Origin of the sequence: Leptospira vanthielii serovar Holland str. Waz Holland = ATCC 700522 (genome assembly GCF_000332455.1) — a bacterium.
Taxonomy (GTDB): domain Bacteria; phylum Spirochaetota; class Leptospiria; order Leptospirales; family Leptospiraceae; genus Leptospira_A; species Leptospira_A vanthielii.
Map to the genome: position 1 here is coordinate 1 of NZ_AOGY02000065.1, position 23,961 is coordinate 23,961.

At 39.5% G+C, this 23,961-nt stretch carries 32 protein-coding genes, 1 tRNA gene and 2 pseudogenes; 25 read left to right on the forward strand and 10 right to left on the reverse strand.

Annotation, left to right across the window (positions count from 1 at the left end; translation table 11 throughout):
* The first annotated feature begins 46 nt into the window (after positions 1-46).
* The 5 genes from LEP1GSC199_RS14860 to LEP1GSC199_RS14890 all read left to right on the forward strand — a co-directional run bounded on the left by LEP1GSC199_RS14860 (position 47) and on the right by LEP1GSC199_RS14890 (position 3,139).
* Positions 47-433, forward strand: a complete 387-nt coding sequence (locus LEP1GSC199_RS14860; protein WP_002987303.1) for a hypothetical protein — start codon at positions 47-49, stop codon at positions 431-433.
* 696 nt (positions 434-1,129) lie between these two features.
* Positions 1,130-1,384: a hypothetical protein gene (locus LEP1GSC199_RS14875; RefSeq protein WP_157356638.1), complete on the forward strand. Its 255-nt coding sequence runs from the start codon at positions 1,130-1,132 to the stop codon at positions 1,382-1,384.
* A 57-nt stretch (positions 1,385-1,441) separates the two neighbouring features.
* Positions 1,442-1,837: a hypothetical protein gene (locus LEP1GSC199_RS14880; protein WP_002987215.1), complete on the forward strand. Its 396-nt coding sequence runs from the start codon at positions 1,442-1,444 to the stop codon at positions 1,835-1,837.
* 536 nt (positions 1,838-2,373) lie between these two features.
* Positions 2,374-2,883, forward strand: a complete 510-nt coding sequence (locus LEP1GSC199_RS14885; protein WP_039927007.1) for a hypothetical protein — start codon at positions 2,374-2,376, stop codon at positions 2,881-2,883.
* Between the two features lies 1 nt (position 2,884).
* Positions 2,885-3,139: a hypothetical protein gene (locus LEP1GSC199_RS14890; protein ID WP_039927009.1), complete on the forward strand. Its 255-nt coding sequence runs from the start codon at positions 2,885-2,887 to the stop codon at positions 3,137-3,139.
* A gap of 64 nt (positions 3,140-3,203) precedes the next feature.
* Here the strand turns inward: LEP1GSC199_RS14890 and LEP1GSC199_RS14895 are convergent.
* Positions 3,204-3,434: pseudogene (locus tag LEP1GSC199_RS14895) on the reverse strand (IS481 family transposase); the annotation flags it as partial.
* 223 nt (positions 3,435-3,657) lie between these two features.
* Entirely contained in the window at positions 3,658-4,257 is a 600-nt protein-coding gene (locus tag LEP1GSC199_RS14900) for a hypothetical protein (protein ID WP_002987204.1), read from the reverse strand.
* A gap of 608 nt (positions 4,258-4,865) precedes the next feature.
* Between LEP1GSC199_RS14900 and LEP1GSC199_RS21480 the strand changes: the two genes are divergently transcribed.
* From LEP1GSC199_RS21480 to LEP1GSC199_RS14950, 10 genes and pseudogenes are all read left to right on the forward strand, one after another.
* A complete protein-coding gene (locus LEP1GSC199_RS21480) occupies positions 4,866-5,138 on the forward strand; it encodes a hypothetical protein (RefSeq protein ID WP_039927011.1) in 273 nt (90 codons plus the stop codon).
* 12 nt (positions 5,139-5,150) lie between these two features.
* Entirely contained in the window at positions 5,151-5,378 is a 228-nt protein-coding gene (locus tag LEP1GSC199_RS14910) for a hypothetical protein (RefSeq protein ID WP_157356639.1), read from the forward strand.
* A gap of 148 nt (positions 5,379-5,526) precedes the next feature.
* Entirely contained in the window at positions 5,527-5,922 is a 396-nt protein-coding gene (locus LEP1GSC199_RS14915; RefSeq protein WP_002987113.1) for a hypothetical protein, read from the forward strand.
* Complete coding sequence (locus LEP1GSC199_RS14920) at positions 5,919-6,164, forward strand: hypothetical protein (RefSeq protein WP_002986971.1); 246 nt, start codon at positions 5,919-5,921, stop codon at positions 6,162-6,164. Before LEP1GSC199_RS14915 ends, LEP1GSC199_RS14920 begins: the two co-directional genes overlap by 4 nt.
* Before the next feature lie 35 nt (positions 6,165-6,199).
* A complete protein-coding gene (locus LEP1GSC199_RS14925; protein ID WP_039927017.1) occupies positions 6,200-6,445 on the forward strand; it encodes a hypothetical protein in 246 nt (81 codons plus the stop codon).
* A gap of 110 nt (positions 6,446-6,555) precedes the next feature.
* Positions 6,556-7,986, forward strand: a complete 1,431-nt coding sequence (locus LEP1GSC199_RS14930) for an RHS repeat domain-containing protein (RefSeq protein ID WP_051999775.1) — start codon at positions 6,556-6,558, stop codon at positions 7,984-7,986.
* Entirely contained in the window at positions 7,987-8,451 is a 465-nt protein-coding gene (locus tag LEP1GSC199_RS14935; RefSeq protein ID WP_039927020.1) for a hypothetical protein, read from the forward strand.
* Between the two features lie 1,066 nt (positions 8,452-9,517).
* Positions 9,518-9,770, forward strand: a pseudogene (locus LEP1GSC199_RS22330) (RHS repeat-associated core domain-containing protein); the annotation flags it as partial.
* Between the two features lie 766 nt (positions 9,771-10,536).
* Positions 10,537-10,779, forward strand: coding sequence for a hypothetical protein (locus LEP1GSC199_RS14945; protein ID WP_002987242.1), 243 nt, complete (start codon positions 10,537-10,539; stop codon positions 10,777-10,779).
* Between the two features lie 41 nt (positions 10,780-10,820).
* Positions 10,821-11,075, forward strand: a complete 255-nt coding sequence (locus LEP1GSC199_RS14950; RefSeq protein ID WP_002987298.1) for a hypothetical protein — start codon at positions 10,821-10,823, stop codon at positions 11,073-11,075.
* A gap of 39 nt (positions 11,076-11,114) precedes the next feature.
* On the opposite strand, the gene LEP1GSC199_RS14955 is transcribed toward LEP1GSC199_RS14950, so the two are convergent.
* Positions 11,115-11,750, reverse strand: a complete 636-nt coding sequence (locus LEP1GSC199_RS14955) for a TetR/AcrR family transcriptional regulator (protein WP_002987434.1) — start codon at positions 11,748-11,750, stop codon at positions 11,115-11,117.
* Between the two features lie 267 nt (positions 11,751-12,017).
* Between LEP1GSC199_RS14955 and LEP1GSC199_RS14960 the strand changes: the two genes are divergently transcribed.
* Both LEP1GSC199_RS14960 and LEP1GSC199_RS14965 read left to right on the forward strand, forming a co-directional pair.
* Positions 12,018-12,785, forward strand: a complete 768-nt coding sequence (locus tag LEP1GSC199_RS14960) for an SDR family NAD(P)-dependent oxidoreductase (RefSeq protein WP_002987306.1) — start codon at positions 12,018-12,020, stop codon at positions 12,783-12,785.
* A gap of 156 nt (positions 12,786-12,941) precedes the next feature.
* Entirely contained in the window at positions 12,942-13,427 is a 486-nt protein-coding gene (locus LEP1GSC199_RS14965) for a hypothetical protein (RefSeq protein ID WP_198288791.1), read from the forward strand.
* A gap of 184 nt (positions 13,428-13,611) precedes the next feature.
* Here the strand turns inward: LEP1GSC199_RS14965 and LEP1GSC199_RS14970 are convergent.
* Positions 13,612-13,686, reverse strand: a tRNA-Arg gene (locus LEP1GSC199_RS14970).
* A gap of 18 nt (positions 13,687-13,704) precedes the next feature.
* On the reverse strand, positions 13,705-14,547 hold the full coding sequence (locus tag LEP1GSC199_RS14975; protein WP_002987131.1) for a hypothetical protein: 843 nt from the start codon (positions 14,545-14,547) through the stop codon (positions 13,705-13,707).
* 32 nt (positions 14,548-14,579) lie between these two features.
* Here LEP1GSC199_RS14975 and LEP1GSC199_RS14980 point away from each other — a divergent pair, with 32 nt between their 5' ends.
* The 6 genes from LEP1GSC199_RS14980 to LEP1GSC199_RS15005 are packed head-to-tail and all read left to right on the forward strand — an operon-like array spanning position 14,580 to position 17,901.
* Positions 14,580-14,936 carry an HIT family protein gene (locus LEP1GSC199_RS14980; RefSeq protein WP_002987233.1) on the forward strand — a complete coding sequence of 119 codons (357 nt, stop codon included), beginning with the start codon at positions 14,580-14,582 and terminating at the stop codon, positions 14,934-14,936.
* Positions 14,937-14,995: 59 nt separating this feature from the next.
* Complete coding sequence (locus LEP1GSC199_RS14985; RefSeq protein ID WP_002987308.1) at positions 14,996-15,751, forward strand: polyphosphate kinase 2 family protein; 756 nt, start codon at positions 14,996-14,998, stop codon at positions 15,749-15,751.
* Entirely contained in the window at positions 15,748-16,488 is a 741-nt protein-coding gene (locus tag LEP1GSC199_RS14990; RefSeq protein ID WP_039927025.1) for a UDP-galactose-lipid carrier transferase, read from the forward strand. Before LEP1GSC199_RS14985 ends, LEP1GSC199_RS14990 begins: the two co-directional genes overlap by 4 nt.
* A gap of 57 nt (positions 16,489-16,545) precedes the next feature.
* A complete protein-coding gene (locus LEP1GSC199_RS14995) occupies positions 16,546-17,016 on the forward strand; it encodes a MarR family winged helix-turn-helix transcriptional regulator (RefSeq protein WP_002986961.1) in 471 nt (156 codons plus the stop codon).
* A 10-nt stretch (positions 17,017-17,026) separates the two neighbouring features.
* A complete protein-coding gene (locus tag LEP1GSC199_RS15000; protein ID WP_002987099.1) occupies positions 17,027-17,446 on the forward strand; it encodes a DUF1398 domain-containing protein in 420 nt (139 codons plus the stop codon).
* Positions 17,447-17,466: 20 nt separating this feature from the next.
* Positions 17,467-17,901 (forward strand): hypothetical protein, encoded by a 435-nt coding sequence (locus LEP1GSC199_RS15005; protein WP_002987249.1) that lies wholly within the window; start codon positions 17,467-17,469, stop codon positions 17,899-17,901.
* Positions 17,902-17,963: 62 nt separating this feature from the next.
* Here the strand turns inward: LEP1GSC199_RS15005 and vapC are convergent, their stop codons facing one another.
* The 5 genes from vapC to LEP1GSC199_RS15025 all read right to left on the reverse strand — a co-directional run bounded on the left by vapC (position 17,964) and on the right by LEP1GSC199_RS15025 (position 21,932).
* Entirely contained in the window at positions 17,964-18,362 is a 399-nt protein-coding gene (gene vapC, locus LEP1GSC199_RS21015; protein ID WP_083901965.1) for a type II toxin-antitoxin system tRNA(fMet)-specific endonuclease VapC, read from the reverse strand.
* Positions 18,359-18,589 carry a ribbon-helix-helix domain-containing protein gene (locus tag LEP1GSC199_RS15010; RefSeq protein ID WP_002987196.1) on the reverse strand — a complete coding sequence of 77 codons (231 nt, stop codon included), beginning with the start codon at positions 18,587-18,589 and terminating at the stop codon, positions 18,359-18,361. Before LEP1GSC199_RS15010 ends, vapC begins: the two co-directional genes overlap by 4 nt.
* A 130-nt stretch (positions 18,590-18,719) precedes the next feature.
* On the reverse strand, positions 18,720-19,331 hold the full coding sequence (locus LEP1GSC199_RS15015; RefSeq protein WP_002987400.1) for a hypothetical protein: 612 nt from the start codon (positions 19,329-19,331) through the stop codon (positions 18,720-18,722).
* A complete protein-coding gene (locus LEP1GSC199_RS15020; protein ID WP_002987005.1) occupies positions 19,332-20,825 on the reverse strand; it encodes an NAD(P)H-hydrate epimerase in 1,494 nt (497 codons plus the stop codon).
* Positions 20,826-21,932: an LIC_12708 family protein gene (locus LEP1GSC199_RS15025; RefSeq protein ID WP_002987267.1), complete on the reverse strand. Its 1,107-nt coding sequence runs from the start codon at positions 21,930-21,932 to the stop codon at positions 20,826-20,828.
* Positions 21,933-22,064: 132 nt separating this feature from the next.
* On the opposite strand from LEP1GSC199_RS15025, the gene rimP reads away from it, so the two are divergent.
* Together rimP and nusA are read left to right on the forward strand one after the other, a co-directional pair.
* Positions 22,065-22,553, forward strand: a complete 489-nt coding sequence (rimP, locus tag LEP1GSC199_RS15030; RefSeq protein ID WP_232420803.1) for a ribosome maturation factor RimP — start codon at positions 22,065-22,067, stop codon at positions 22,551-22,553.
* A gap of 4 nt (positions 22,554-22,557) precedes the next feature.
* Entirely contained in the window at positions 22,558-23,955 is a 1,398-nt protein-coding gene (gene nusA / locus LEP1GSC199_RS15035) for a transcription termination factor NusA (protein ID WP_002987013.1), read from the forward strand.
* Positions 23,956-23,961 lie beyond the last annotated feature (6 nt).

Sequence of the window (23,961 nt, forward strand, 5' to 3'; positions counted from 1 at the left end):
AGTTAAGCTTTGATGATGAACTATGAATTATGGAGCAGGAAAACTGATGCAACGTGATACAAAGTTAAAGAAAGTAAATGGGGGATATGTAGTCCAGGGTGGTCCACTGATGCCATACTCTGAAGGAGAAGGTATTACCATAGGTCAATTTGCGGTTACTAAGGGAACTGATGAGGCAACTCTTCGTCATGAAACGGGACATTTGCAACAATATCGGGAGTGGGGAGCGTATAAATACTTGAGCAATCTGGGCTCGTCTCCTTTTCGAAGAGGCGAAGCAGTCGGAGAGAATGAAGCGGACCGGCGAGCAGGAACATTTGCTTATGATGTGAATGAAAACAAGATACTTTTGCCCCTTAGTAATTTTAGCAATAGTACAGGAGATGGGCGTGTTGTATTTTATATTTATCTAGCACAAAAGTATATGCCATGAATTTTACTGCTAAAATAATAGTTATGTTTGGTTTGTTATTCGTCGGAACTTCCTGCGGAAGACCTAGAAATGTTATGGAAAATAAATGTAAGCTAATCGCTCTCCCTCTTTTAACACTAACACAAGGGAATGATAGTATGCAGGAATACGAGGATAAGAAGTTCGGATTGATTTTTTCTTATTATGCGTGTATGTCAAACGCAAAGTTATTCGGTACAGAATACCCATAGCAAGTTAAGAGGTTAAACTCATTATTTCGTTTTATCAATAATAGGACGATAAAGAAAATATGACTTAAGTTTGGCAATGTTTGCTGGCCGGAACAGATTTGGTTTGTTCATTTACTAGTGCGTCATCGATTTTCCTTCAGAACAAATATTTTTCCCTAGAAATTGGTTTGTGGAGCATCAACTCACTTCAAGCGAGAAGGATACGTCGGGCTTTGTCTGCAGGACGGGAGCGAACGCGGACCCCAGAGTAGCCTGATCCCGACGAACACGAGAAAAGTGATCGCCAAACAGAATGCAATGGTAAGCTCTGTTCTATGTTCGGGATTCGCCCAAATGAAAGAACTTATAACCCGTTTGGTGGTCCGCTTGCCACAACTGGGGTAACGATCGGCCAATTTGCGGTGACTGCTGGAACGGATGAAGCATCTTTGCGACATGAAACAGCACATTTGCAGCAATATAGAGAATGGGGGGAATACAAGTATTTGGGAAATCTTGGATCATCGCCTTTGTGATCCATTTTTTAAGATGTTCTGGAGATTTGGAAGAACAAAGAATTGAAGAATGCCAAACCACCACTGTGATTGCTTCCATTGCGATATCTCAGCAAGCAATAAGTAAGGAAGAAGAAAGGGATACTCAAATTTTGAATTTACTCACCTACAAATGGTGTATCGATATGGAGAAAGAGGCAATGGAAAGAAATACACCTTCTTTGTAGGCGATGCTTTAAGTTAAGCTTTGATGATGAACTATGAATTATGGAGCAGGAAAACTGATGCAACGTGATACAAAGTTAAAGAAAGTAAATGGGGGATATGTAGTCCAAGGTGGTCCACTGATGCCATTCTTTGGTGGAGAAGGTATCTCAATAGGACAATTTGCGGTTACTAAGGGGACTGATGAAGCGACTCTTCGTCACGAGACTGCACATTTACAACAATATAGAGAGTGGGGTGCCTTTAAATATATGAGCAACCTGGGAACGTCGCCCTATAGAAATGATCCAGTCGGAGAGAATGAAACGGACCGGCGAGCAGGAACGTTTGCTTATGATGTGAATAAAGATAAAAGACGATATTCGCTGCTTTTGCGGTATGTTAATTATTCGTCTCAGAGTCTTGATGGACAAAATGCATTAATTATTATGATCTATCTGGATTACATCCCATGAAGAAGATTAACATAATTATTATAATATTTTACATCTTTCTCTTCCATGCTAATTCTTGCGGTCGAACGAAAGAATCTTTAGAAAAGGAATGTAGGTTGGAGCTAACGTTTGCTGGGATGCCGAAAAGAAGTGATGAAACTAGGGAAGAATATGAAAATTCTAGAACTGGATTTCTTTTTTCATATTATTTTTGCATGAGTAGTGCAAAAAAATATGGTACTGAGAATCCTTTTTAGTGGATGATGAAAAAGAGATTACTGTATCTGTACAGTTAAACCAATTGTTTTTTTACATTTCTATCTCATTATTGCGAAGTCTTTAGTATGTAATTCTACAAGGATCTCATCGATATTTCCTTCAGAACAAATATTTTTCCCTAGAAATTGGTTTGTGGAGCATCAACTCACTTCAAGCGAGAAGGATACGTCGGGCTTTGTCTGCAGGACGGGAGCGAATGCGGACCCCAGAGTAGCCTGATCCCGACAAACAATGAAATAGTGGTCGCCAAACGGTAGATATGCTGTAGACTTAACTTCATGTTCGGGACTCGCCCAAAAGAAAGAACCTTTACTAAAACGGGCAGTGCCCCTATAGATGAAGCGTCAAGGGAACATGATTCATATGATCCTGGGTTTTTCCATGGATCGAATCAGAATATCAATGCGTATGCTAATTGGATTAAGAATGCATGGTCAAGTAGGCTTTCTACAAATTATTTTCCGGCTATTTATAAGCGAGAGTTCAATGCATTAGGTGGAAGATGTACGAAAGTTAAATTAAATGAAAGAGATCTTTGCGCAGGAATAAATACCTACTATACATCAATGGGAGACTTAGCTGTATTAGGCTTAGATACTACTTTGTTTACTACCGATATAGTAGTTTCTATACGTGTTCAGCAAGTTGAGAGATTAGCAAAATTTGTTCGTGACGGTCGTTATAAAATAGATGCCAATAGATTACCAAATATTGGAGAGCGTTTAAATCTTGGAGATCTAGTTGGAAGAACGAAAGATTTTACTAATTTTAGGAAGTGGAAATTTTGATATGAAAAGAATATTGTTAGTTTTATTATCTTTGATCTTTGTAAGTTGTCAATCTAGTAGGGATAAATGCTATGAGAACTTAGTGCCCGATTATAAATCATTTTGTGATAGCATTGTAGTTGGCTATGGTGCAGCAGAGGATGATGCAGAGCGGGAAAAAATTCGAAATCTCTCTGTTACAAGTTGTTTACTAGGAAGCATCCAGGATAAAAAATGCAAGCAAGAGCGTAATTGGGATATTGTAGATGTGTTCTAACTTTTCAATGATTGTATGTACAGATATCGTATTCGCCTTACATAATCCTCTAACTTATTTTAGATTATTGATCTTCTTCCTTTTCTAATTCTAGGAATCCATCGAGGAAAAATTGATCGGGAGTTCTCCCGTTTATATTTTTACCTTGGTGAGATTTTTTGTTGTTATATAACTTGAGATAAAGCTGAAAATCTTTTTCTATCTGATCAGCCGTTTCATAAAAATTTGTTCTACCAGCGACACGGAAGTGTTCGTCGCACAAGGTTCTATGAAGCCTTTCCACATATCCGTTGCTTTGTGGTCTTCGGAGAAAGGAAGAACTTCATTGTTTAATTAATTTACTAGTTCTAACAAATTCAGCTTTCTTCTCGCTACTTTGGTGCTGGTCAAGCATTTTACCACCTAAGAAATGACTTTGTGGTAAAAATCATTTTTCTAATTAGAGGATGTGTGACCACTGCTTATTTTCGAAACTGTCAGGTGAATGCTATATTAGCACACCTAAACTTTATTTAGTTTTAGTCTATCTCGTCGTCATTAAGTATATCTAATGTTGAATATCCGACGATAAGGTCTAGCAATTCACTTAGGTTAAATCCAAATCTTACGCCGAAATATAAGCCGAGAGACGCCTCAATTTTTACAGGAGAGTTGCAGTATGCTACTTTTCTCTTTGATTCGGGTATTGATGGTATTGGAAAGATGGTTAAAATATTTACGATTTGGTAATCTTTCTCTTTTGTTCTATCTTGTGGGTGTAATTGTTTATGACCATTGGAATTGATTAATATATTTGAAATCCCAATTTTGTTAGCGGGCGAATCCTTTCTAACTAATGGGAATATATCCAGGTTTGAATTGTCATTTATTTCATAGATTCCGAAATGTCCATCCCTCATACCGATCCCACGAGTGCTACTGCTGATAGTTAAACCTCCTCCTAGACACCAGAAAAAAAAATTTGCTCCGATATTCTCCTTTTCGATACCGATGGTAAAAATGTCTGCGGTGTCGTGAATTCGGTTACGCGAGTATCTTTTGACACTTTCACACTGAATAAGAAAACAAATTAATATTATTTTAAAAAATAAAAAGGATTTTATCGTAACTTTTTTCATAGATATACTTAATCGATTAAAATGATCTCATTGATTATGTTTAAGTTGTATGAACAGTGAATTGCTTATACACACAAAATAAGATAGCATTTTTTTGTGCGAAAACGAGGAAATATTGTCAAGAGTAGACTAACTAAATAAAAACGAACACCGATTTGGTTACTGGGGCTTGGGAATGGAATCCCAGCAGACACTCAATCTGTTGCCGACGAATCAGGGCAAGGTGGTAAAAGTCATATCACGTATAAACCGTATGGGGAGATATTTCTTTCCTGGTAGAACCTTTCGTTGTAATATTACTTGAGATAAACCTGAAAATCTTTTTCCATTTCATCAACCGTTTCATAAAAAATCGTTCGACCAGCGAGAAGGATACGTCGGGCTTTGTCTGCAGGACGGGAGCGAACGCGGACCCCAGAGTAGCCTGATCCCGACGAACACTAGAAAAATGATCGCCAAACGGGAATGCAATGGTAAGCTCTGTTCTATGTTCGAGATTCGCCCAAACGAAAGAACTTATAACCCGTTTGGTGGTCCGCTTGCCAACGGAGGTATCTCAATCAGCCAGTTTGCGGTGACTGCTGGTACGGATGAAGCATCTTTGCGACATGAAGCAGCAATATAGAGAATGGGGGGAATACAAGTATCTGGGAAATCTTGGATCATCGCCTATTAGGAGTTTATTAAAATTAAAGGATTTAGAATCAGAAAATGACGCAGATAAAAGAGCAGGGACATTTGGATATGGGGCTGGTGATAAGAAAGTGGATAAAATGATCTTATCTAGTGGAATTAACTTTTCTAGTGATATTAATATAGATAAATATAGAGAAAGTCTACTGCAAATTTATATAATTCGAAAAATAGGATATGTGCAATGAAAAAAAATAGAAATGTATTGGCGTTTGTGCTTTTTAATGTTCGTTTTCGGTTGTGCCCCTAGCGTTTCTGTTATGCGTGCTTCATGTAAAGAATATTATATAGAAGAAGCGCCGTTGTTAATGGGAGCAGCGGGTGTGACAAATGAAGAATTGAATCCGGTGTTGACAGGACTTTTGACTGGTTATTTAATGTGTCTGGATAATGCAGAAACAAAGGGAGATCCTGGGCCAAGGCTATAACGTTGGCAGATTTTGTGCGAGACTACTCATTTTTAAAAGAACAATAGATGAGTCCGGTAAGGTATGTCGAAAGTCATCAGAATCCCTTTAGAAATGGTAAGGCAGAAGAGCAACCTGTGCGTTGTTAAATTATGGAGCTGGAAAACTGATGCAGCGTGATACAAAGTTAAAGAAAGTAAATGGGGGATATGTAGTCCAAGGTGGTCCACTGATGCCGATCTTTGGTGGAGAAGGTATCTCAATAGGTCAATTTGCGGTTACTAAGGGAACTGATGAGGCGACACTTCGTCACGAGACTGCACATTTACAACAATACCGAGAGTGGGGAGCGTATAAATACATGAGCAACCTGGGAACGTCGCCCTTTGGAAGAGGCGAAGCAGTCGGAGAGAATGAAGCTGACCGGCGAGCAGGAACGTTTGCCTATGATGTGAATAGTCGAAAAAGGTTTAGATCGATTCTATTTTCGGTTTCCAATGTCAATCAAACTAGCAGCTATTTAAACTCAATGGCAATCGTTATTTATTTGGATTATTTACCATGAAACTTTATACTTTAAACATTTTATTATTTTCCTTTCTAGTTGTTTCAGTTTCTAACTGCGAGATGACAAAAGAAGATGCAAAACAACTATGCAAGGAATCTTTATTCGCTCTGGCAGCCTTTGAGAAACGAGTTGATGAATCCTCCGAAGAATTTAGTGAAAGACAGAATTCTTTTTTTGTAATTTATTTAGCATGTATGGTAAATGCAGATACTTACCGAGATCCCTTAAAAGGCTTTTGAATTTATAATGATTACACATTATATAGATTTACTACATGAATACTGAAATAAGAACAATATTAGTGTTCCTGCCTATCTTCTTTTGTGGTTGTTTTGGAACTTATGAACAAGACAGAAAAAAGTTTTGTAAAGAGTCTTCTGTATTTTTAGGTATAGCAATCGATCAGCAACAGCAAACAGAGTCAGAAAGAACAGAAGGTCTGTTATTTAATTTAATTGATTATCATTTTTGTGTTAGGCTGGTAGAAGAAGATGCAAACCGATTTACGCCGACCCTCTAGACATATAAGACTGATTTTCAACAGAAATATATTGTTAAGCAAAATACTAAAGTAATACTTTTACGTTGGTGGCTCAGTATAGCCGAGGGGATGCGATCCTTTTGAACCAGATGGCGTCGAACGACTGGCTTGTGAATCCATTTTGTAAAGATGTAAATATCGATTGTGATACTTACTGGAAAAACAGGGTGGGGTTTTTCTTCATAAAAACATTGGAAGATACCAATGTCTATGTGGATGGGAAGTTAACAGAAGGTCATAGAGCCCTTCCTTGGGTGGCACTACTCGGATTTTTATTCTGGGTGGTGTATCAGACAAAGGATCAAACAGAAGATGCCAATGATCATAATGTGGAAAAAACTTCAGATGATTTCGTAGGAATCTCCCTTCTACCAAGTTTTACCAACAGAATCCAAAAGCAGATTCCAAGATATGGAACGGCACTCTTAGTCGTTGTTTTTTCTTTTACCACGACAGCAGGATGTTTTCCTTTGTTACTGGGTGGTGGTGAGGCCGAGTCGGGAACACCGATTTGGTTACTCGGACTTGGGAATGGAATCCCAGCAGACACACAGTCTGTTGCCGACGAACCAGGACAAGGTGGGAGTGGAGGCGGGGGAACTTCCACAGGTAATGCCAGAGTGGAGGGGATGTATTTTTTCCATCCCGACCATTTGGGTAGCATTACCATGATTACCGATGGTCATGGGAATGTGCTTGCCGGCGGGGAAAGAGGTGGTAAAAGTCATATCACGTATAAACCGTATGGGGAGATATTTAGAACAGACTCGTATGGACCAGACATTACTAAATTCAAATATACGGGACAAGAGGAAGACCAGGAGAGTGGGTTGTATTACTACAAGGCCAGGTATTATGATGCGAGTCTTGGCAGATTTGTGAGTAACGATGGTCAGGTGTTTCCTGATAAAGAACAAGGGATGAACCGGATGATGTATGTTGATGGGAATCCGTTGAAATGGGCGGATAGGAGTGGGAATAGGATTAGTCAGTCATTGATTTTTGGTTTACTTGGTTATATTTTGGCACCAGAAGGTAAAAAAATAGAAGGCTTTCTCACTGGCTATTCTATTGGGAAAAAGAAAGATCTTGCTAGACATAATAATGACATTGATAAAAATCTTAGAGGAATTCTTGGCAAATCAGATTTTAGGTTTGAACATTTAAAACGAAGTGACTTTGGAAAATCATTGAACCAAATGTATAAAGAAGCAGTTCATGGAGACATTGGAAATTGGATTACCGAAAGATATACTGAAATCCGATATTGGGTTCCTAAGAGAAAAAGACTTAGTCGCACGGATATGAATGAACGGCAGAAGAAACTTGCACAGGAAAATATTTTTAACTGGCTCGTAGTAACTTCGATATTGAGAACTTGCAGAGTCGCTAATTGTGCATATAATTGGACACCATCGATTCCGGAGAGTGGTTGTAATGAATTTGTTTGTACCGATTCAAATGGGTCTCATTGTAAACCAGAACTATATAATTCATCCGAAAATAAGTGTGGTAAATGAATGAAAAAACTGTGTTTATTTTTTATTAATTTTAGTTTGGTGATTCAATGTGTAAATTTGAACTACATTAATGATCAGAAAGAAGAAAACAAAAAGCTGGGCCAGGCAAATTCGTTGCTTCTGATAGCTAATAGTGTTTTGATTGATTATAATTCTGGGTTACCGGTAAATAATATGTTATTCCGATATTCAGTAATAGACAGTCAGAATATTGTACTGAGTTTGGCTCAATATTGTGTGAATATTTATACTTTAGTCGGACTAGATCCAAATAAAATAATAACCGAGTGGCAATCATTAACTAAGTATCCTAATAAATGTGCTTTGAATAATCCAAGAGATTTTAAATGTATTACTTCAAAGAACATTTACATTAATGAAATAATGCTTCCTGCTTCGTTGGGTCTAACAGCCGCCGAAAATTTATGCAATAATGAAGCAAAAGGGACAATTCTGGTTTATTAGTTTTTTACTTTAAGTATTGTTGAAACTTCAAAGACGACTGAAGTTTCAACAATTAGCTATTTCTAAAGTATCTTTGGATTAGTAAGTCGTTTCAATTTTCCGATAAAATCACATATAGCATTTGTGATTTTATTGAAGTCGATAAACTAAGTTTATCGCAGAAGATGATCCCTTGTCTGACTTTAATGCAAGCGGACGGCCATACTCTTTAGAAAGTCTTTCAAATATCGCTTTTGTTTGCGCTAAATTCGTTTTATTTTAGATTTCACAAGCAAGAAGACTACTATGAGTATCTGTGATTCTCAAAAGATTACAGATACTCATAGTACAACAGATGAAATAATCAACACGCCAAACATACCAAGTTCTCTTGTTTTCAATCGTTGATTTCTGCTAAGGCACAAAATAGTCGTGCTTTAGTGAAATGGATGTTTCTATGATAGTTAATGCTAAACCAAGGAAATTCATTTATTGTTTTAAATGCATCTTCCAAAACAAGATGATAAAAAAAGCAGCAAGAAAGCATTTGCTAAATTTAATGCTAATATTATCTTTCCACTAGGTGCTACAAAATCGTCTTCAAGGGAAATTATTGGGAAATAGTTTGATTCTCCAATATCTGTAGAAATGTAATTTGGAGTTTATTATAGTATTAGATTTGGTGTTAATTTTTCTGAATTCATTGACTTTGTTTTTGGGACAGTTCAGGTTGATGTATTGGTTGATGATGTATAGGAGAGCTTTGCTGTAACTATATTAGTGAAGAAAGTTTTCTTTAAATTGTGTGCTATTTCCTTACAAAGACGTCTTTAGTATGTACGGTCACCATCTATTTTTACTTCAGGACAAATAGATTTTTCTAAAGTTCTGTTGTTTGTATAAAATCCCACCCAAGCGAGAAGGATACGTCGGGCTTGGTCCGCAGGACGGGAGCGAACGCGAACCCCAGAGTAGCCTGATCCCGACAAACACTAGAAAAGTGATCGCCAAACGGAATGCAATGGTAAGCTCTGTTCTATGTTCGGGATTCGCCCAAATGAAAGAACTTACGACCTGCAACGTCAGAGTGGAGGGGATGTATTTTTTCCATCCCGACCATTTGGGTAGCATTACCATGATTACCGATGGTCATGGGAATGTGCTTGCCGGCGGGGAAAGAGGTGGTAAAAGTCATATCACGTATAAACCGTATGGGGAGATATTTAGAACGGACTCGTATGGACCAGACATTACTAAATTCAAATATACGGGACAAGAGGAAGACCAGGAAAGTGGGTTGTATTATTACAAGGCTAGGTATTATGATGCGGCTCTTGGTTGGTTTGTGAGTGACGATGGCAGAAATAATCGACTTACCTGCCGAGATCTGGATGTAACCAAATCACGAGATCCCACAAAACATTTGGAAGCGGGATCAATGTATTTTGAATCTAAAGACCGAGCCGAATTTGAACTCGATTTTCCAAATCTTTATAATTTATAATTTCGAGTGTTTGTTGTTGGATCCTTTCGATTAAGATAAAGACAATGTGGTTTAAAGATTGGAAATATCCTTACTGAGCTAGCCAAATTGATTGACAACGGAGGAAAAATGGATACAAGAAAATATGCCTATCTATCTAAAATATCTTACTCTGGCGTATTTCCTTTTGACAGAAAGTTGTATGATTTCAACGACTACTGATGCAGAATGTGGCAAACGTAAAAGGGAACGACAATTATGCTTAGGGTTAAGTATCATTGGCAATTCAGACAAAACAGAAGGCTTTTTGAATGGATACTTTTTATGTGCTCAAAATCGATCTGAATTCTGCGATTAATAATCGCTCTTATTCTTAACCCAGTTGAACAGAAAGGATATTCACCTTACACAATCCTCTAACTTGATTTAAATTATCCAGATTTAGAATCGAAAAATGACGCAGATAAAAGAGCCGGGACTTTTGGATATGGTGCTGGTAATAAGAAGATAATTAACATGATTTTATTTAATATTGGTAATGCGGCGAGAGGTATTAGCACAGAAAAATATGGTGAAAGATTAATCCATATGTTTATGATTACAGAAGTATTAGGATATATTCCATGAAAAAAATAAAATTCTATTCGTTGTTGTTCTTTTTGTTTCTTCTTTTTGATTGTACTCGAAGCGTATCTGCTATGCGTGATTCATGTAAAGAAAACTATATAGAAGAAGCTCCGTTGTTAATGGGAGCAGCGGGTGTAACAAATGAAGAATTGAATCCGGTGTTAACAGTGCTTTTGACCGGTTATGTAATGTGTCTGGATAATGCAGAAACAAAGGGGGATCCTGGGCCAAGGCTATAAATTTTTTGTTGTTTGGTGGATAGGCAATTCAGGAAAGAAAAATGATAAATTGGCCAATAATGAAAATTGTATTGTTTTTTCATATGCTGGCAATTCTTTGTAATTGCATAGGTAACTCAAAACCTTATAAAATCAAACTTTGTGAAGAGGCTTACGCGGTAGGCGCTTTAGGCATATTACAATTAGATGTAAATAATGAAGAAAAAATGGAAAGATCTACATTGAATTTGCTTATCTATCATGTATGTGTCACTGATGCAAAAGAATGGAGTGAGAGACAAAAGCCAAAGTTATAGTGTGCCTCGTCACATACTAACATCTCTGAGGCTGATGGCTCACTGAGCTGGGTTTTTTAATGCTGGGATCACCACATGGTCAATCAATGCGATAAAGAGAGCCTTATCTGGAGGTTTTCTTTCTATGAGTGCGCGGTAAGTTGCCATCGAGTTCAATACCTTACAAACAAGTTCTACATTTGCTTTTTTAGAAATTTCTCCACGTTCCATTGCTCTTTGGATGAGGGTTCGATTCACTTCCGTCCAAGGACCAAAAATTTCAGTAATTCCCTTTTTTTCAATTTCTTCATCTAACCAAAATGTTCCGAGTCCTCCCAATACCCGAAGTTTAGCATTGGCTTCTTCCATCGAATGGGGTTTGAGTATTGCTAGAAAATCATTTCTGAGAGAACCCGTATCGGGAATTTTCTCGAGTTCCAACTGGTTGCGGTTCATCCAAATCAATGCTTCTTTGACGAGTTTGACTTTCGACGGCCAACGGCGGTAACAGGCTGCCTTTCCCGTACCTACCTTGATGGCAATTTTATCCATAGTCATGCCATCAAACCCTTCTTCGGCGAGCATCTCAATGGTTGCATTGAGAATGGATGCCTCAAGTGAGGGGTCTCGTTTCCTCCCAAGGACGGGAGTTTGCGGGGAGGGGGTCGAAACTTTTTCTCTTTTTTTCTTTTCCATCGAATTTAGATTATATCATACATAAAATCTTTTAAAAACGGCATTGATTTAGCTTTCTACCAAGCCTTTTGAAACGTATCTGAATCTCTGGTTGTTTGGCAATTGTATTCTTACTGAAAAATTTTTCTTTTTTCTTGACCTTATACAAACATATTTTCAGTGTCTAAATACGGAACTGTCTAGTTCCGAAACCAATTGGTTCCGTATGTATATGCAGACCCAATAGTTTAGGAGCCAGAAGGAAATATGCGAGTAGGGGATTGAATTATGGAAACAGAGAATAAACGCATTGCTCTCGTAACTGGGGCAAACCAAGGGATAGGTTATCAGGTAGCAAAAGAATTGGCAGAAAACGGGCTGACAGTCCTTGTTGGGTCACGCGATAAAAAACGAGGTGAGACAGCAGCAAAAGAGATTGGGTTGGGAAGTATCGCTATCCAATTGGATGTAACAGACCGAACATCGATTGCAGACGCAGCCGAGAGCATAAAGAAACAATTTGGACACCTCGACATACTTGTTAATAATGCAGGCATCTCCAATACAAGGATGCAAAAACTAGGTTTATCAATGTATGAGTACATGGCATCGTCCCAGGCAAGCATTGCTTCTATTGATGAAATGCGTGTTGTCTGGGATACCAATGTGTTTGGAGTCCTTACTCTTTACCAAGCGATGTTACCACTCCTTCGTGAATCTAAAGATGCTCGTATCGTCAACGTATCAAGCACTCTTGGATCACTGACAGCAAATGCAGATCCTAACTCCGGTTATAGTTCATTCTACAATCCGGTTTATGCTGCATCAAAAACAGCCCTCAACGGTATCACTCTTTCGATGATGCTCGAATTAAAAGACACTGCCATTAAGGTGAATTTGGTATCTCCAGGTTTTACGAAAACGGCCATGACTAATTTCGAGGGGTATGAAAGTCTTGAGGATGGTGCGCGCGAAGTGGTTAGGGTTGCCCTACTTGGACCGGATGGACCAACAGGGACATTTACAACATGGGATAATGTTCATGTTCCCTGGTAAAGCAAAAGGATATATAATATAAATTCTCGAAACGCCCGCTTTAGTGGTGGGCGCTGTTTTAAGGAATTTTCCATCTTCGACAAACAATGAAAAATTGTCGCCAAACGGAAGTCATGTTTTAATATGAGGAAAATGTTTGGGACTCGCATGAATTTGATGGATAAATTATGGACCCGGATTTTATTACTTTCTAATGCCGGCTTATGGTTTTGTGTAATACTTTTCCTTTTAAGCAACTGCAATGGAATCGGCGGACCTTCCGTGATTCCTTACGAGAATTTTAAAAACCAAGCAGAAAATTATTTTTATCTAAAGGTAATTGAGTGTGGACGTATTTATTCTGATGGTCGCTCGAATGACAATGCTTCACAAAGTTCTCGAAGCGATGACAACTTTCTATTAGGAATTTTATCAGGAGTGGCTTCAAAATCATCAGAGATATTGTCTGTTGCTGGCCCCAGTTATGTGACAATAAAAGATGCTAACTATTGTTATAAATCTATTTTGGCAGTTCCTTGTGGGCAAAACTATTCAGAATTCCTTGCGGCTTATACTCTTTCCTACTCATTTAATTGTTCACCAGAGAAAGCTTGTATCACAAGTCATCAGAATACTTTCCAAGGAAATTTTTGTAATAGATGAAAGCGAGGTGTTTAATTTACCACAAAATTTGGAAATTAACGATGAAGCTGATTTTCTTCTTTTGCCAGAATCTTCGCACCATTAACTCTGTATTTCGGTGGAATGAAAATTTTGCAAAGCCGATGACAGGAAGGAATCGCCCTTTCTGCTGGTTCGCCTGCCTCCCATCCGGGTCGAAATCGTTTGGTGCCCCAGGAGGGAATCGAACCCCCACTGTCGGTTCCGAAGACCGATGTTCTATCCGTTGAACTACCAGGGCATGGTGACGGATGTAATGTCAGGATAGGTGGGGGTCGTCTTCGGGCAAATGATTTTTTGGAGGAGAGAGGCTCATACGAATGATATAGAGGGCAAGGAGGATGGTCCAGCCGATGAGGAAAAAACGAAGGAAAAGGAAAACGTAGTAAATTGGTTTTGGGTCGCCTGGAACAATAAAAATCGTTAAGTCATTGGCGGTGACGATCTGCGAACCTGGGAATTTTTTTCGAATGGAGTCGAAGGCTTTGCGAAAGTCGCCAAGTCTTTCAGAAGGATCTAAATGGAAGTCGTTTGTATAACGTAAGGAACCTTCATCACCAAAGGCATAAAAACGAGACTCCCAGCCAATAAAGCTAAATTCGGCGGGGAAGGAACCCGGTGGATTTTTTAGAAAAAAATAAAGTGTGCCACCTTCGTAGGAGAAAGAAGGGATTTGGCCTTCAAGTCGTAATTTTTCTTTGCTAAACCCATCTTCATAAAAATCCGACCAGTCCCCCCATTGGTAAACAGTTCCCGTTTCCTCTTTCCAAAGAAAACCGCCAAGGTTTGGTAAAGCTTCTAATGACCCTTCAAACGAAGTGAGTTTTTTGTTTTTTGTTTTTGCATCCGATTTTGTGAGACTAAGGGAACGAAGGGTATTTTTTAATTGGATGCGGAGGTCTCTCACTTCGGCGGTATTGGATTCATGGATTCGTTTGCGAATCTCTGTTTCTTCTTTGCGAAAAGGATTGGAAAATACAACTTCAGAAAGCGAATAAATGAATTCGGTAAGTGGGTCTTGAGAATCACCTTGGGTCTGGGCGAATGTACTTTCAGCACCTAAAAGAGATAGGAACAGGATGATTAAAAAATAGATTCTCATCTCTTTACCTATCGGCCAAATTGGGAAGAATGATGAACTGTCCCATCTGCGAAGCCCATAAAAATGAAACTCAAATCCTCTTCCAAAACGAAGATTGGATACTCCGAAAAGCAGACCAAAACCTGGAAGGGTATATGTACATGGAACACCGCAGACATCTGGAGTCTTGGTTTACCTTAGGGATTAGCGAGTTTGAAAACTACGGGCGAGCTCTCCACAAAGCCACGGAGATTTTGAAAGAACACAATCCAGAAAAAATGTACATCGTTGCAATTGCGGAACGAGTTCCTCATTTGCATGTGCATTTGATTCCGCGTTATGAGAACCAAGAAAAGGGACTGGATCATATTGCAAAAGCCACCGGACCTGGATTTCCTAAACCAATGTAATGAAAAAGATAAATAAAAAAAGGTAGGTTTTTTAAAAAACTTACCTATGATTTTCCCTTGTGGTTTTAGAAAGACATCCAACCAATCAGGTTCCCAAGTATTCAACGAGTGACCTTACTGACTTACAAGAAAGGTTCTTTTTGTTACAGCGGGAAAGTTCCAAACAAAAAATCGCACATATTTTTTTGTTAGAAGGTTTTGCCTCCACCGGCAAAGGTTCCATCTTACAATCATTAACCATTCGTTTGGATCCTCGGAAGTTTAAAGTGTATTCACCTTATGTGCACCAATCAGAAGATAGAGGGTATCCCTTTCTTTGGAATTTTTGGCGTGTGGTTCCCCGGTATGGTGAGTTTCTGTTTTATCTCAATACTTATTACAGTCGTTTAGCATACCTTCGTTCTGAGAAAAAAATCAACCTTTCTGAATATGATCACAGATTACTTTCTATTTTAAACACGGAGAGAATTCTTTCCAAAGACAAAATCATTGTTCATAAATTCTTTTTACATATTTCAAAAAAAGACCAAAAAAAACGTTTGGAAGATTCTAAAAAAAAGAAAAAGGAATGGGAACTCTCTGCATTCGATAAAGACCAAGGGCAACATTACAATCGTTACTTCGAGATTTTTGATGCGATATTGAGTTCCTCTCGAACCATTGATTCACCTTGGCAAATCATCACGAGTGATAAAAAAGAAGACACCAAGTTACTTGTCTTTGAATCCATTCTCGAACGGTTGGAGCGAGTTCTACAATTCGACTCGAGAACAGCACTCCAGTCGATAAACCACGGAACGGAGCTTATCCCATGAAATCAAATATGAATACAAGTCGGATACTCCATCTAAATCAGTTAGATAAAACGCAGAGCTTACCACCTGATGCGTACCAGGCGAAGATGAAAGTCTTAAAAAATCGAATCAGAGAGCTTACTTTTCTTTCTAAAGCAAAAGATAGACCTGTTTTATTTGTATTTGAAGGTTGGGATGCTGCTGGAAAGGGGGGAGCGATTCGACGACTCACTCAGGAAATTGACCCAAGATTATTCGAAGTCCATAATATATCCGCACCAAATTCTGAAGAAATCCAACACCATTATTTATGGCGGTTCTGGAACCGAATCCCCCAAAAAGGTCATATTGGAATCTTTGACCGATCTTATTACGGCCGTGTCCTTGTGGAACGAGTGGAAGGTTTTGCTACCGAATCAGAATGGTTTAGGGCCTATGAAGAAATTTCTTTATTTGAAGAACAATTGGTGAGTTTTGGAACCATCGTCATTAAGTTTTGGCTCCATATCGATTCCGATGAACAACTGTTACGTTTTGAAACAAGAAAAAACGATCCTCTCAAACGTTGGAAACTAACCGAGGAAGATTGGCGTAACCGAGACAAATGGTCACTCTACGAAGAAGCCGCAAACCAAATGTTTCAAAAAACAGATGCCCCCAAAGCCCCTTGGTTTTTAGTCCCAGCCAATGACAAATACTTTGCCAGGACAATGATTCTGGAAACCGTTGTGGAACGTTTGCAGGAAGAATTAAAATGAATTATTCTTTGATTTAATTTCCTTGACAATAGTTTCCTAGGAAACCATTGTCTGTTTATGGGGAAAAAGGAAAAACTAGAACCAAGCCACTTAAAATCCCATATCGGGTATCATTTGCGGATTGTATCCAATGCCGTTTCCCATTCCTTTGCAAAAAAACTGGCTACCCAGGACGTCACTGTTGCCGAATGGGTCATTCTTCGGGAAATGTATTCCCAGGAGGAAAACACATCCCCAAGTATTGTGGCTGAGATCACAGGGCTCACAAGAGGTGCCGTATCCAAACTGATTGATCGTCTATTGCACAAGGGCCTTGTGACGCGAGCCGAAGCTACTGGAGACCGGCGTTATCAAGATATCAGGCTCACACCAAAAGCGGCCAAACTCATTCCTAAACTTTCCAAGATTGCAGATGAAAATGACGCGACCTTTTTCTCGGAGCTTTCCCAAACCGAAAGGGACCTTCTCTTGGAAACACTCATCAAACTAACAGAACTACATAAACTGAATACTAACCCAATCGAATGAGGAAAAAACGATGACAAGTCTAACAACGAAACTTACCGACGCACAAAAATTGGCGATGTCCATCCGTCCCAAAGTAGGAGGTTTTCCCGTCCTTGCGGAAGTCCTTCGTAGTACCGGAGTAGAAAGGAACCGCTGGTCACTCCCGTCCTGCCAAGCAATTTACCAGATGAAAGATGGTTCTGTCGTACAACAAGGAACTCCTCTTGTTAGTGGTGTTTTTGAGATCGCGAAATTTGACAGGGACGCTCTCATCACAGCACTTCGCACGGACCAAGAGGGTCGAAGCACTTTCCCCGAATTTCTAAAAGCAGCATGGGAGGCGGGTTGTATTGGTTATGATGTAGACTTCGCTTCTCGCAAGGTTGTCTACTATGGTGCGAACGGGGAAAGTTATTTGGAAGAGTATCCAGCGGTTGTGGTAAACCGATAATAAAAAATATGGAACTTAGAATGATACTCATCGGCGGGGTTTTCCCCGCTCTGCTTCTAGGAATGGGAACCGTCATTATGAAGCTAAGTCTTCGTGCGGGAATTAGTTTGCCCCTCTATTTGGTTTTTGTGGGGTTATCCATTTTTTGTTATGGAATTGTCTTTGCTTTTCAAAGTGGAATGAAAGAAGTCACTTTAAGTGGGGGACTCTTTGCTTTTCTTATGGGCCTTTCCTGGTCTACAGCCATCTATTGTATGAGTTATGGTATTTCGGTCTTGAAGATGCCCGTATCAGTCATTGCTCCTCTTACAAATTCCAATGCAATCGTTGCGGTCATCTTGGGGGCTATTGTATTTTCCGAATGGAAAGACTTGAATTTATTAAAAGTTTTCATCGGAACAATGCTAATTGTTCTAGGAGGAATCATTGTATCCAGTTCTATAAGAACAACCTAAGATTTATATATTTATGATACTTCCTTTTTTATTAATACTGCTATACAGAGTAATTGCTTATACTAGAACCAATTTTCTAATTTAAGGGATTGAATTCTCGAGAATTCTTTTTGATTATTTGTGACAAGTATTCCATTGTTATTTAATACGATTGAAGCTATAATCAGATCGTTTGGACCAATTGATAATCCCTTTAATTCTAAATTGGAACGAATTTCAGAATAGATTTCGGATTCTGTATCATTAAAACCAATAATTTCAAAAGGATCTACGAAATCTAAAACAATATCCCTGTTTTTTTTGGGGTTTTGACTTTTTAGTGCACCTAATAAAAGTTCTGCTTTTACTATAGAAGGAATTTTGATTCGATTTGGATTAAGTTTTTTAATGTTATTTTCAATATTAATATTTTTGCCTTTAAGAAAGTAAATACATATGTTTGTATCTAAAAAATAGTTCAGAAAGCTTCTCTCTTACTATCATCTTTAAAACTTATTGGATCAGGTTTATTGAAGGATTTATCATCAATAGAACCATATAATTGAAAAAAATTGTCAGGCCATTTTTTCTCAAAGGAACTTTGTAGTTTTCCTTTAACCCATTGCGATATAGAAACTTTTTCCTTTTTTGCAGCTAATTCAATTTTTTTGAGTGTATCTTGATCTAAATATAATGATAACTGCGGCATTTCAGTCTCCTATTAAAAGCTTGATGCAAGTATATGCGCAAGTATGTTTGTGTCAATTCTATTTTCAGACATTGGAATTTCTTTTATTTTGATTCATTTTGTAATTGTTTACATAACACTATCTATGCATCTACTTATACGGCCTTTGTTTGATTTGAAATGTGTAGGTTCTATCTTCCGAAAAAACAAGCACCTGAGCATAAAAACCTAAATCCAGAGAACGAAACTTCGATCGGAATATGGAGGCATCTTCATCAAAGATTTCTTTGCGACAGTCGACAACCAAGTCTTTCCATTTTTTTTTGGAAACCGAATAGTATAAAAATCCATTGGCCTGAGCAGGGATGGTTCTTGTTTCCCATTGGATCTCTTCTTTAAAACACAAAATTCCTTGTCTCGTTTGGATTCGAAACTCAGACTTCCAATTGGGGTTTGGCACCTGGATCTCCGACTTAGTACCATTCTCTATAAATAAAAAGTAACCTTGGAACAAATCATCTTCTTCTCTTGATAGACTCAAATAGGTTGGGTAGCCGTCTACGATCTGTTTGTCGGACTGGGTTCGATTTTGGAAACTTCCTGGGTTTAAAGCACGAAACCCAATATAAAAAATGAGAACCACAAGAACCAAATCAATGAGAAGGACAACCTGCCTCCATCTTGTTTTTTTGTTTTTGTCCCCAATTTGTTTTAGGTATTCGCGAAATTCTTCGGGAGAACGAGAGTGGTATCCTTTTCCCATCTAAAGGATCTCCACAAGAGATTTTAGAATTTGGTGGGCAGAAGGGTAAGGTTCTTCCAATTGTTTGGAATGGTCCAAAAAGGAAAGAGCCAAATGGACAGCCTCTGGAATGGGTAAATCCAAACTCAAATACCGAGCGAGGATCCCGGAAAGTAAATCTCCTGTTCCCATAGTCGCTAGTTTCGGATTGGGTGATTCCCAAACATAAGAAGAACCATCAGGACAAACAAGAAGGCTCACAAAGGATTTTAAGAGCACATAAACATTGTTTTGTGGACAATATTCAATTAATGAATCGTATGCGGCCTGAACCGAGTGGTGGGTAAGGCCTGTCATTCGGTTTAACTCACCCACGTGAGGTGTGAGAAGGATTTGATTTCCTTTGGGAAGTGGATTCGCTTTTGTGGGAATGGCACCGGCATCTAAAACTAAACGGACACCATCAGGCACAATCCATCCACTGAGATCATTCGGATACTGGGTAAGGCCTGGACCCACAACCAAGGTTTTTGTTTTTTTAAAAAAAGGATCCTCTAGAGTTTCTGAAAGCGAACCAGTTTTTGCCATTTTCGAAAGGTCTTCTTTCAGAATCAGGGAACTGATTTTGAGAGAAGGGGAAAAAATTTTACTAATCCCTCCACCTAACTGAGAAAAGGCCTGTTCGGAAAGGAAAATGGCTCCTTCCATTCCATCCGAACCTCCATAAAATAAGGCAGAGCCCGCACTGTATTTATGGTCTTTGTTTTTTCGTTTGATGACAGAAATTGCCGATTCGGGATCTGGTTCTAAATAATACCGTTTGGAAAAGGTAACATCGTTTAAATGAGAACGTACAGGAAATCCAATTGATTCATAGTATCTCGGAATGATGGAATCCTTTTCATAAATAAATCCAATATTTTCCCATTTTCTAGTCCCAAGTTCCTCAATGGAATCGGCAAACACAAAACTAGGGGCATCGGTATCTTTTTCCCCGAGAGTATAAGGATTCCAGCCACTCGCTGTATCCAGGGACAACCGATAAAAAAATACATCCGACTCATTAATGGTATCAATGAGTTCCGTCAGTTCTTCCGAAAGAGTATTCTGAAATCCTGTTCCGAGAAGTGCATCCACGAGAAGGACAGAATCTTCTTCTGCCTCTTCCCATTCTTTGTAAAAATCATCAACGGTTCCAATGGCACCGAGTGTTTTGGAAACTAAAGATTCGTAAAACTTTCCCGCCTCGTTTTTATTAGGTGATGTGGCAAAACACCGAACGGAATATCCTTCTTGGTATAGGGTATGGGCCAGTGCATAACCATCCCCGCCGTTTCCTCCACTCCCAGAAAAAATCCAGATGGATTCTGCCGTTTTCCACAAGTCTTCGTTGGCATGAAAAACAGAAAGGGCCGCCATTCCCATTAAGGTTTGTTCGCTAAACCCCAATTCCTTTGTTGTGAGAGAATCTATTGTTTTAGATTCTTTGTTTGTGAATAAGGGTTTGTGTTTCATTTAGATCCAACGATACACTTCGAGGGCACCTGCACGAATCCGAACCGAATAGATATTATCAAAAGCATCCGTATAGGTCTCTCTCCACTGTCCCCGAGGAGTCGAAAAAGGAATCCGTTTGTTATTGATATGGTTTCCTTCTTTGTCATGGACTTGGAGCCTTGCTGCGTTTCCGCCGTCTTCTGTTTCCCAGATATAAAATTCCCCATTGTTGCGAATGGAAAATAGAATTTCCGAGGGGTCTTGGATTTCTTTTAAAAATTCAGACTGTTTGGAATCAAAAACAAAACGAAAGATCCTACGGAATTTAAAACGTTTGTCCTTTTTCGAGTAATAACTAAAAGATCCGAGAACATACTCACCTTCCGGATGGGGCAGGAGTTTATCGAGAGTGATGTCATATTCTTTAGCATCGTTACTGGCAAATACATCAAGTCCCGACTCTTTTAGATTTCCCTTTAGCTCACCTTCTTCAAAATAAGAAAGTCGCATTTCTTCTGCGATGCGGTGGTAAACAAATAACTTTTCCCCATCTCCCGGTAAAATAAATTCGATGTAACGAAAAGGTTCGGAGTTTTTTCCAGAAGCCCCTAACATAAACTTTACGACACCTTTTTGGGAGATTTGTACAAGAAACGATGGAAGGACTGTTGCCCCTTGGGTGGAAAAGGCGCCACTGTATGTTTTGTATAAGTTCTCTTGGCCTTGGGGAAGTTCCATTCCCTTGGTGGAAATTCTGTTTTGAACAATGAGATCCCCATCTTCATTCATAGCAACTATTCCGATCCCACCGAACCGAAAAGGGTAATGGGGAATTCCAGAATTGGATTTGAAATCCGGGTTGCCAAGAGTGGCATCAAGCCTTCCATTTCTGTCAAAAAGTTTGATTACAGCTTGTTTATTGTCCGCCATGGCGCTAATATTGGAAGAATTGGGGATGGTCAGTGGGACATTGGTGAGTACTTGGTTCACCACCACACCTTCGAAACTCTCGTTGGTTTGTCCAAGGGGTATGCGAAAGAGGATTTCCTCTTTCAGGCTCTCCACTCGGAAGCGAAGGCAGGATAGGGAGAGTAAGAGGGTGAGGAAAAGATAAAGGGTTCGCATGGTGCAACATCCATTCCCTAATTTTTTATTTACAGGACAACTCGCTTTTCCTAGCTTGACAGTAGACATGTTAAATTTTAGCATGAGCTGGGTCACTTATACAGATTCCTATTGGAATCTTTTGGAAATGGTTTGGTATATACCGAGGAAAACATCAGAGAACTTATTTTACGCGTTCTCGCTCCACCTCTAGCGCTTTTTTCGCTCCAAGTACAGAATCGGAAAAACCACGCCCTCATTGAGATAGAACTTGATCATCTCACAGACAAAACTGGCTCAGCTAGTTTGGAAGACTGTGAGAATGTTTCCAGGGGACTCAAAGAGGAGCTGGATTTATGGGGAGAGGAATTTGATTTCACTCTCCAAGTCTCCTCCGCAGGAGCAGAACGTGTTTTGCGTCTGCCGGAGGATTTAAGTCGTTTCCAAGGACTTTTAGTCAAACTAGAAGTACCGCTGGAAGCAGGAAAATGGGACAAACGATTGTATCGTTTGGGACCGGTTTCGGGGGATTCAGTTGAGCTTACGCTTTACGATCGTAAAACTCGACACAAAAAGAACCAAAAATCGGTATCTATGCCCATCGCAGAAATACGAAAGGGAAATTTGTATTTAGAAATTTAAGACTATGGCGACAAAACAAGCAACGAAAGAAACTGGGCTATTCGAAGCCATCCAACAATTCTGTCAGGACAAATCTCTTGATAGAGAACTCGTACTCGGTGTCATCCGAGACTCACTTCTCGCCGCCTATCGCAAAAAAGTCGGTTTGGAAGCGGAGACAGATGACCGTTGCCAAGTAGACTTCGGTTCCGACAACAAAAACGAAATCATCATCTCTGTCCTTCGTGACGTGGTAGAAGATAAAACAACAAACCCTCTAGAGATCTCTCTAGAAGAAGCAAGTAAATTGGATCCTGCGGCGCAAGTGGGAACCCAAATGCGTGTGTTTGAAAAACCACAAGACCTTTCTCGGGTCCTTTCCAGCCAAGCCAAACAAATGGTTTTCCAACGTTTGCGTGATATGGAAAAGGAATTACTCTACCAAGAGTATAAATCCAAAGAAGGGGAACTCACTCACGGGTACTTCCAACGTTGGAAAAAAGACATCATGTCCATCGACCTCGGTAAGGTCGAAGGGATCATGTTAAAAAAAGACCAAAACCCTGGCGAAAAATACCGCCAAGGGGATCGGATGAAAGCCATCATTTCTCGTGTGGAACTTAGACCCCGCGAACCAATGCCAGTCATCACACTCTCTCGTGCATCGGGTGACTTTGTGAAAAAACTCTTCGAGATGGAAATTCCCGAAGTGTATGACGGTATTGTAGAAATTCGCGATGTAGCCCGTATCCCATCTTACAGAACTAAGGTGGTTGTGACCACAAGTAAGTCTGATGTGGATCCTGTGGGAGCTTGTGTCGGTATGAAAGGGGTTCGGATCCAAGCCATCGTAAGAGAACTCGGAAACGAAAGAATCGACATCGTATTACATTCTGACGAACCAAGTATTTTTATCGCCAATGCGATTTCTCCTGCAAAACCAGTAGAAGTGCATGTGGACAGAAAGAGGGGAGATGCCCTTGTCATCGTTCCCGATGAATCTCTTTCGCTTGCCATCGGAATCAACGGATCCAACGTCAAACTGGTATCCCAACTTTCCGGTTTCAAAATAGACATCAAAACTGTATCCCAATACAACCAGGAACTGGCTTCGCCGGAAGCTCGCGAAAAACTGGATCGACTCTTCAATGCCCAACAAGAGGCAATGGAAGAATCAGAAGACCAATATGGTGACGGTGCAGACGAAGAAGAAGAGGATTCTGGATTCACTCCACTGTCCGAAGTTCCGGGTCTCACTCCAAGGATCGTTGGCCTTCTCGAAGCCGGCGGGATCAAAAACGTGGAAACCCTTCTCGAGTTCAGCCAAGAGGAACTTTCGAAAATTTCCGGAATCGGGAAAACGACAGCAGAACAAATCTTACGTCTGCTTCGTGAATCTATCGAATGGGTAGAAGAGGGTTAAGTTTTA

Coding starts and splice junctions, on each gene's coding strand:
- nusA (WP_002987013.1), top strand. CDS start 22,558: ATGGCGACAAAACAAGCAACGAAAGAAACTGGGCTATTCGAAGCCATC.
- LEP1GSC199_RS14960 (WP_002987306.1), top strand. CDS start 12,018: ATGGAAACAGAGAATAAACGCATTGCTCTCGTAACTGGGGCAAACCAA.
- LEP1GSC199_RS14885 (WP_039927007.1), top strand. CDS start 2,374: ATGTTCGGGACTCGCCCAAAAGAAAGAACCTTTACTAAAACGGGCAGT.
- LEP1GSC199_RS14975 (WP_002987131.1), bottom strand. CDS start 14,547: ATGAGAATCTATTTTTTAATCATCCTGTTCCTATCTCTTTTAGGTGCT.
- LEP1GSC199_RS14900 (WP_002987204.1), bottom strand. CDS start 4,257: ATGAAAAAAGTTACGATAAAATCCTTTTTATTTTTTAAAATAATATTA.
- LEP1GSC199_RS14880 (WP_002987215.1), top strand. CDS start 1,442: ATGCAACGTGATACAAAGTTAAAGAAAGTAAATGGGGGATATGTAGTC.
- LEP1GSC199_RS14995 (WP_002986961.1), top strand. CDS start 16,546: ATGGGGAAAAAGGAAAAACTAGAACCAAGCCACTTAAAATCCCATATC.
- LEP1GSC199_RS14920 (WP_002986971.1), top strand. CDS start 5,919: ATGAAACTTTATACTTTAAACATTTTATTATTTTCCTTTCTAGTTGTT.
- LEP1GSC199_RS14965 (WP_198288791.1), top strand. CDS start 12,942: ATGGATAAATTATGGACCCGGATTTTATTACTTTCTAATGCCGGCTTA.
- LEP1GSC199_RS14945 (WP_002987242.1), top strand. CDS start 10,537: ATGAAAAAAATAAAATTCTATTCGTTGTTGTTCTTTTTGTTTCTTCTT.
- LEP1GSC199_RS14930 (WP_051999775.1), top strand. CDS start 6,556: ATGGCGTCGAACGACTGGCTTGTGAATCCATTTTGTAAAGATGTAAAT.
- LEP1GSC199_RS14875 (WP_157356638.1), top strand. CDS start 1,130: ATGGGGGGAATACAAGTATTTGGGAAATCTTGGATCATCGCCTTTGTG.
- LEP1GSC199_RS14990 (WP_039927025.1), top strand. CDS start 15,748: ATGAAATCAAATATGAATACAAGTCGGATACTCCATCTAAATCAGTTA.
- LEP1GSC199_RS15005 (WP_002987249.1), top strand. CDS start 17,467: ATGATACTCATCGGCGGGGTTTTCCCCGCTCTGCTTCTAGGAATGGGA.
- LEP1GSC199_RS14950 (WP_002987298.1), top strand. CDS start 10,821: ATGATAAATTGGCCAATAATGAAAATTGTATTGTTTTTTCATATGCTG.
- LEP1GSC199_RS14910 (WP_157356639.1), top strand. CDS start 5,151: ATGTATTGGCGTTTGTGCTTTTTAATGTTCGTTTTCGGTTGTGCCCCT.
- LEP1GSC199_RS14915 (WP_002987113.1), top strand. CDS start 5,527: ATGCAGCGTGATACAAAGTTAAAGAAAGTAAATGGGGGATATGTAGTC.
- LEP1GSC199_RS14980 (WP_002987233.1), top strand. CDS start 14,580: ATGAACTGTCCCATCTGCGAAGCCCATAAAAATGAAACTCAAATCCTC.
- LEP1GSC199_RS14925 (WP_039927017.1), top strand. CDS start 6,200: ATGAATACTGAAATAAGAACAATATTAGTGTTCCTGCCTATCTTCTTT.
- LEP1GSC199_RS14890 (WP_039927009.1), top strand. CDS start 2,885: ATGAAAAGAATATTGTTAGTTTTATTATCTTTGATCTTTGTAAGTTGT.
- LEP1GSC199_RS14935 (WP_039927020.1), top strand. CDS start 7,987: ATGAAAAAACTGTGTTTATTTTTTATTAATTTTAGTTTGGTGATTCAA.
- LEP1GSC199_RS15025 (WP_002987267.1), bottom strand. CDS start 21,932: ATGCGAACCCTTTATCTTTTCCTCACCCTCTTACTCTCCCTATCCTGC.
- LEP1GSC199_RS15010 (WP_002987196.1), bottom strand. CDS start 18,589: ATGCCGCAGTTATCATTATATTTAGATCAAGATACACTCAAAAAAATT.
- LEP1GSC199_RS14955 (WP_002987434.1), bottom strand. CDS start 11,750: ATGGAAAAGAAAAAAAGAGAAAAAGTTTCGACCCCCTCCCCGCAAACT.
- LEP1GSC199_RS15000 (WP_002987099.1), top strand. CDS start 17,027: ATGACAAGTCTAACAACGAAACTTACCGACGCACAAAAATTGGCGATG.
- LEP1GSC199_RS14860 (WP_002987303.1), top strand. CDS start 47: ATGCAACGTGATACAAAGTTAAAGAAAGTAAATGGGGGATATGTAGTC.
- LEP1GSC199_RS15015 (WP_002987400.1), bottom strand. CDS start 19,331: ATGGGAAAAGGATACCACTCTCGTTCTCCCGAAGAATTTCGCGAATAC.
- LEP1GSC199_RS21480 (WP_039927011.1), top strand. CDS start 4,866: ATGAAGCAGCAATATAGAGAATGGGGGGAATACAAGTATCTGGGAAAT.
- LEP1GSC199_RS15020 (WP_002987005.1), bottom strand. CDS start 20,825: ATGAAACACAAACCCTTATTCACAAACAAAGAATCTAAAACAATAGAT.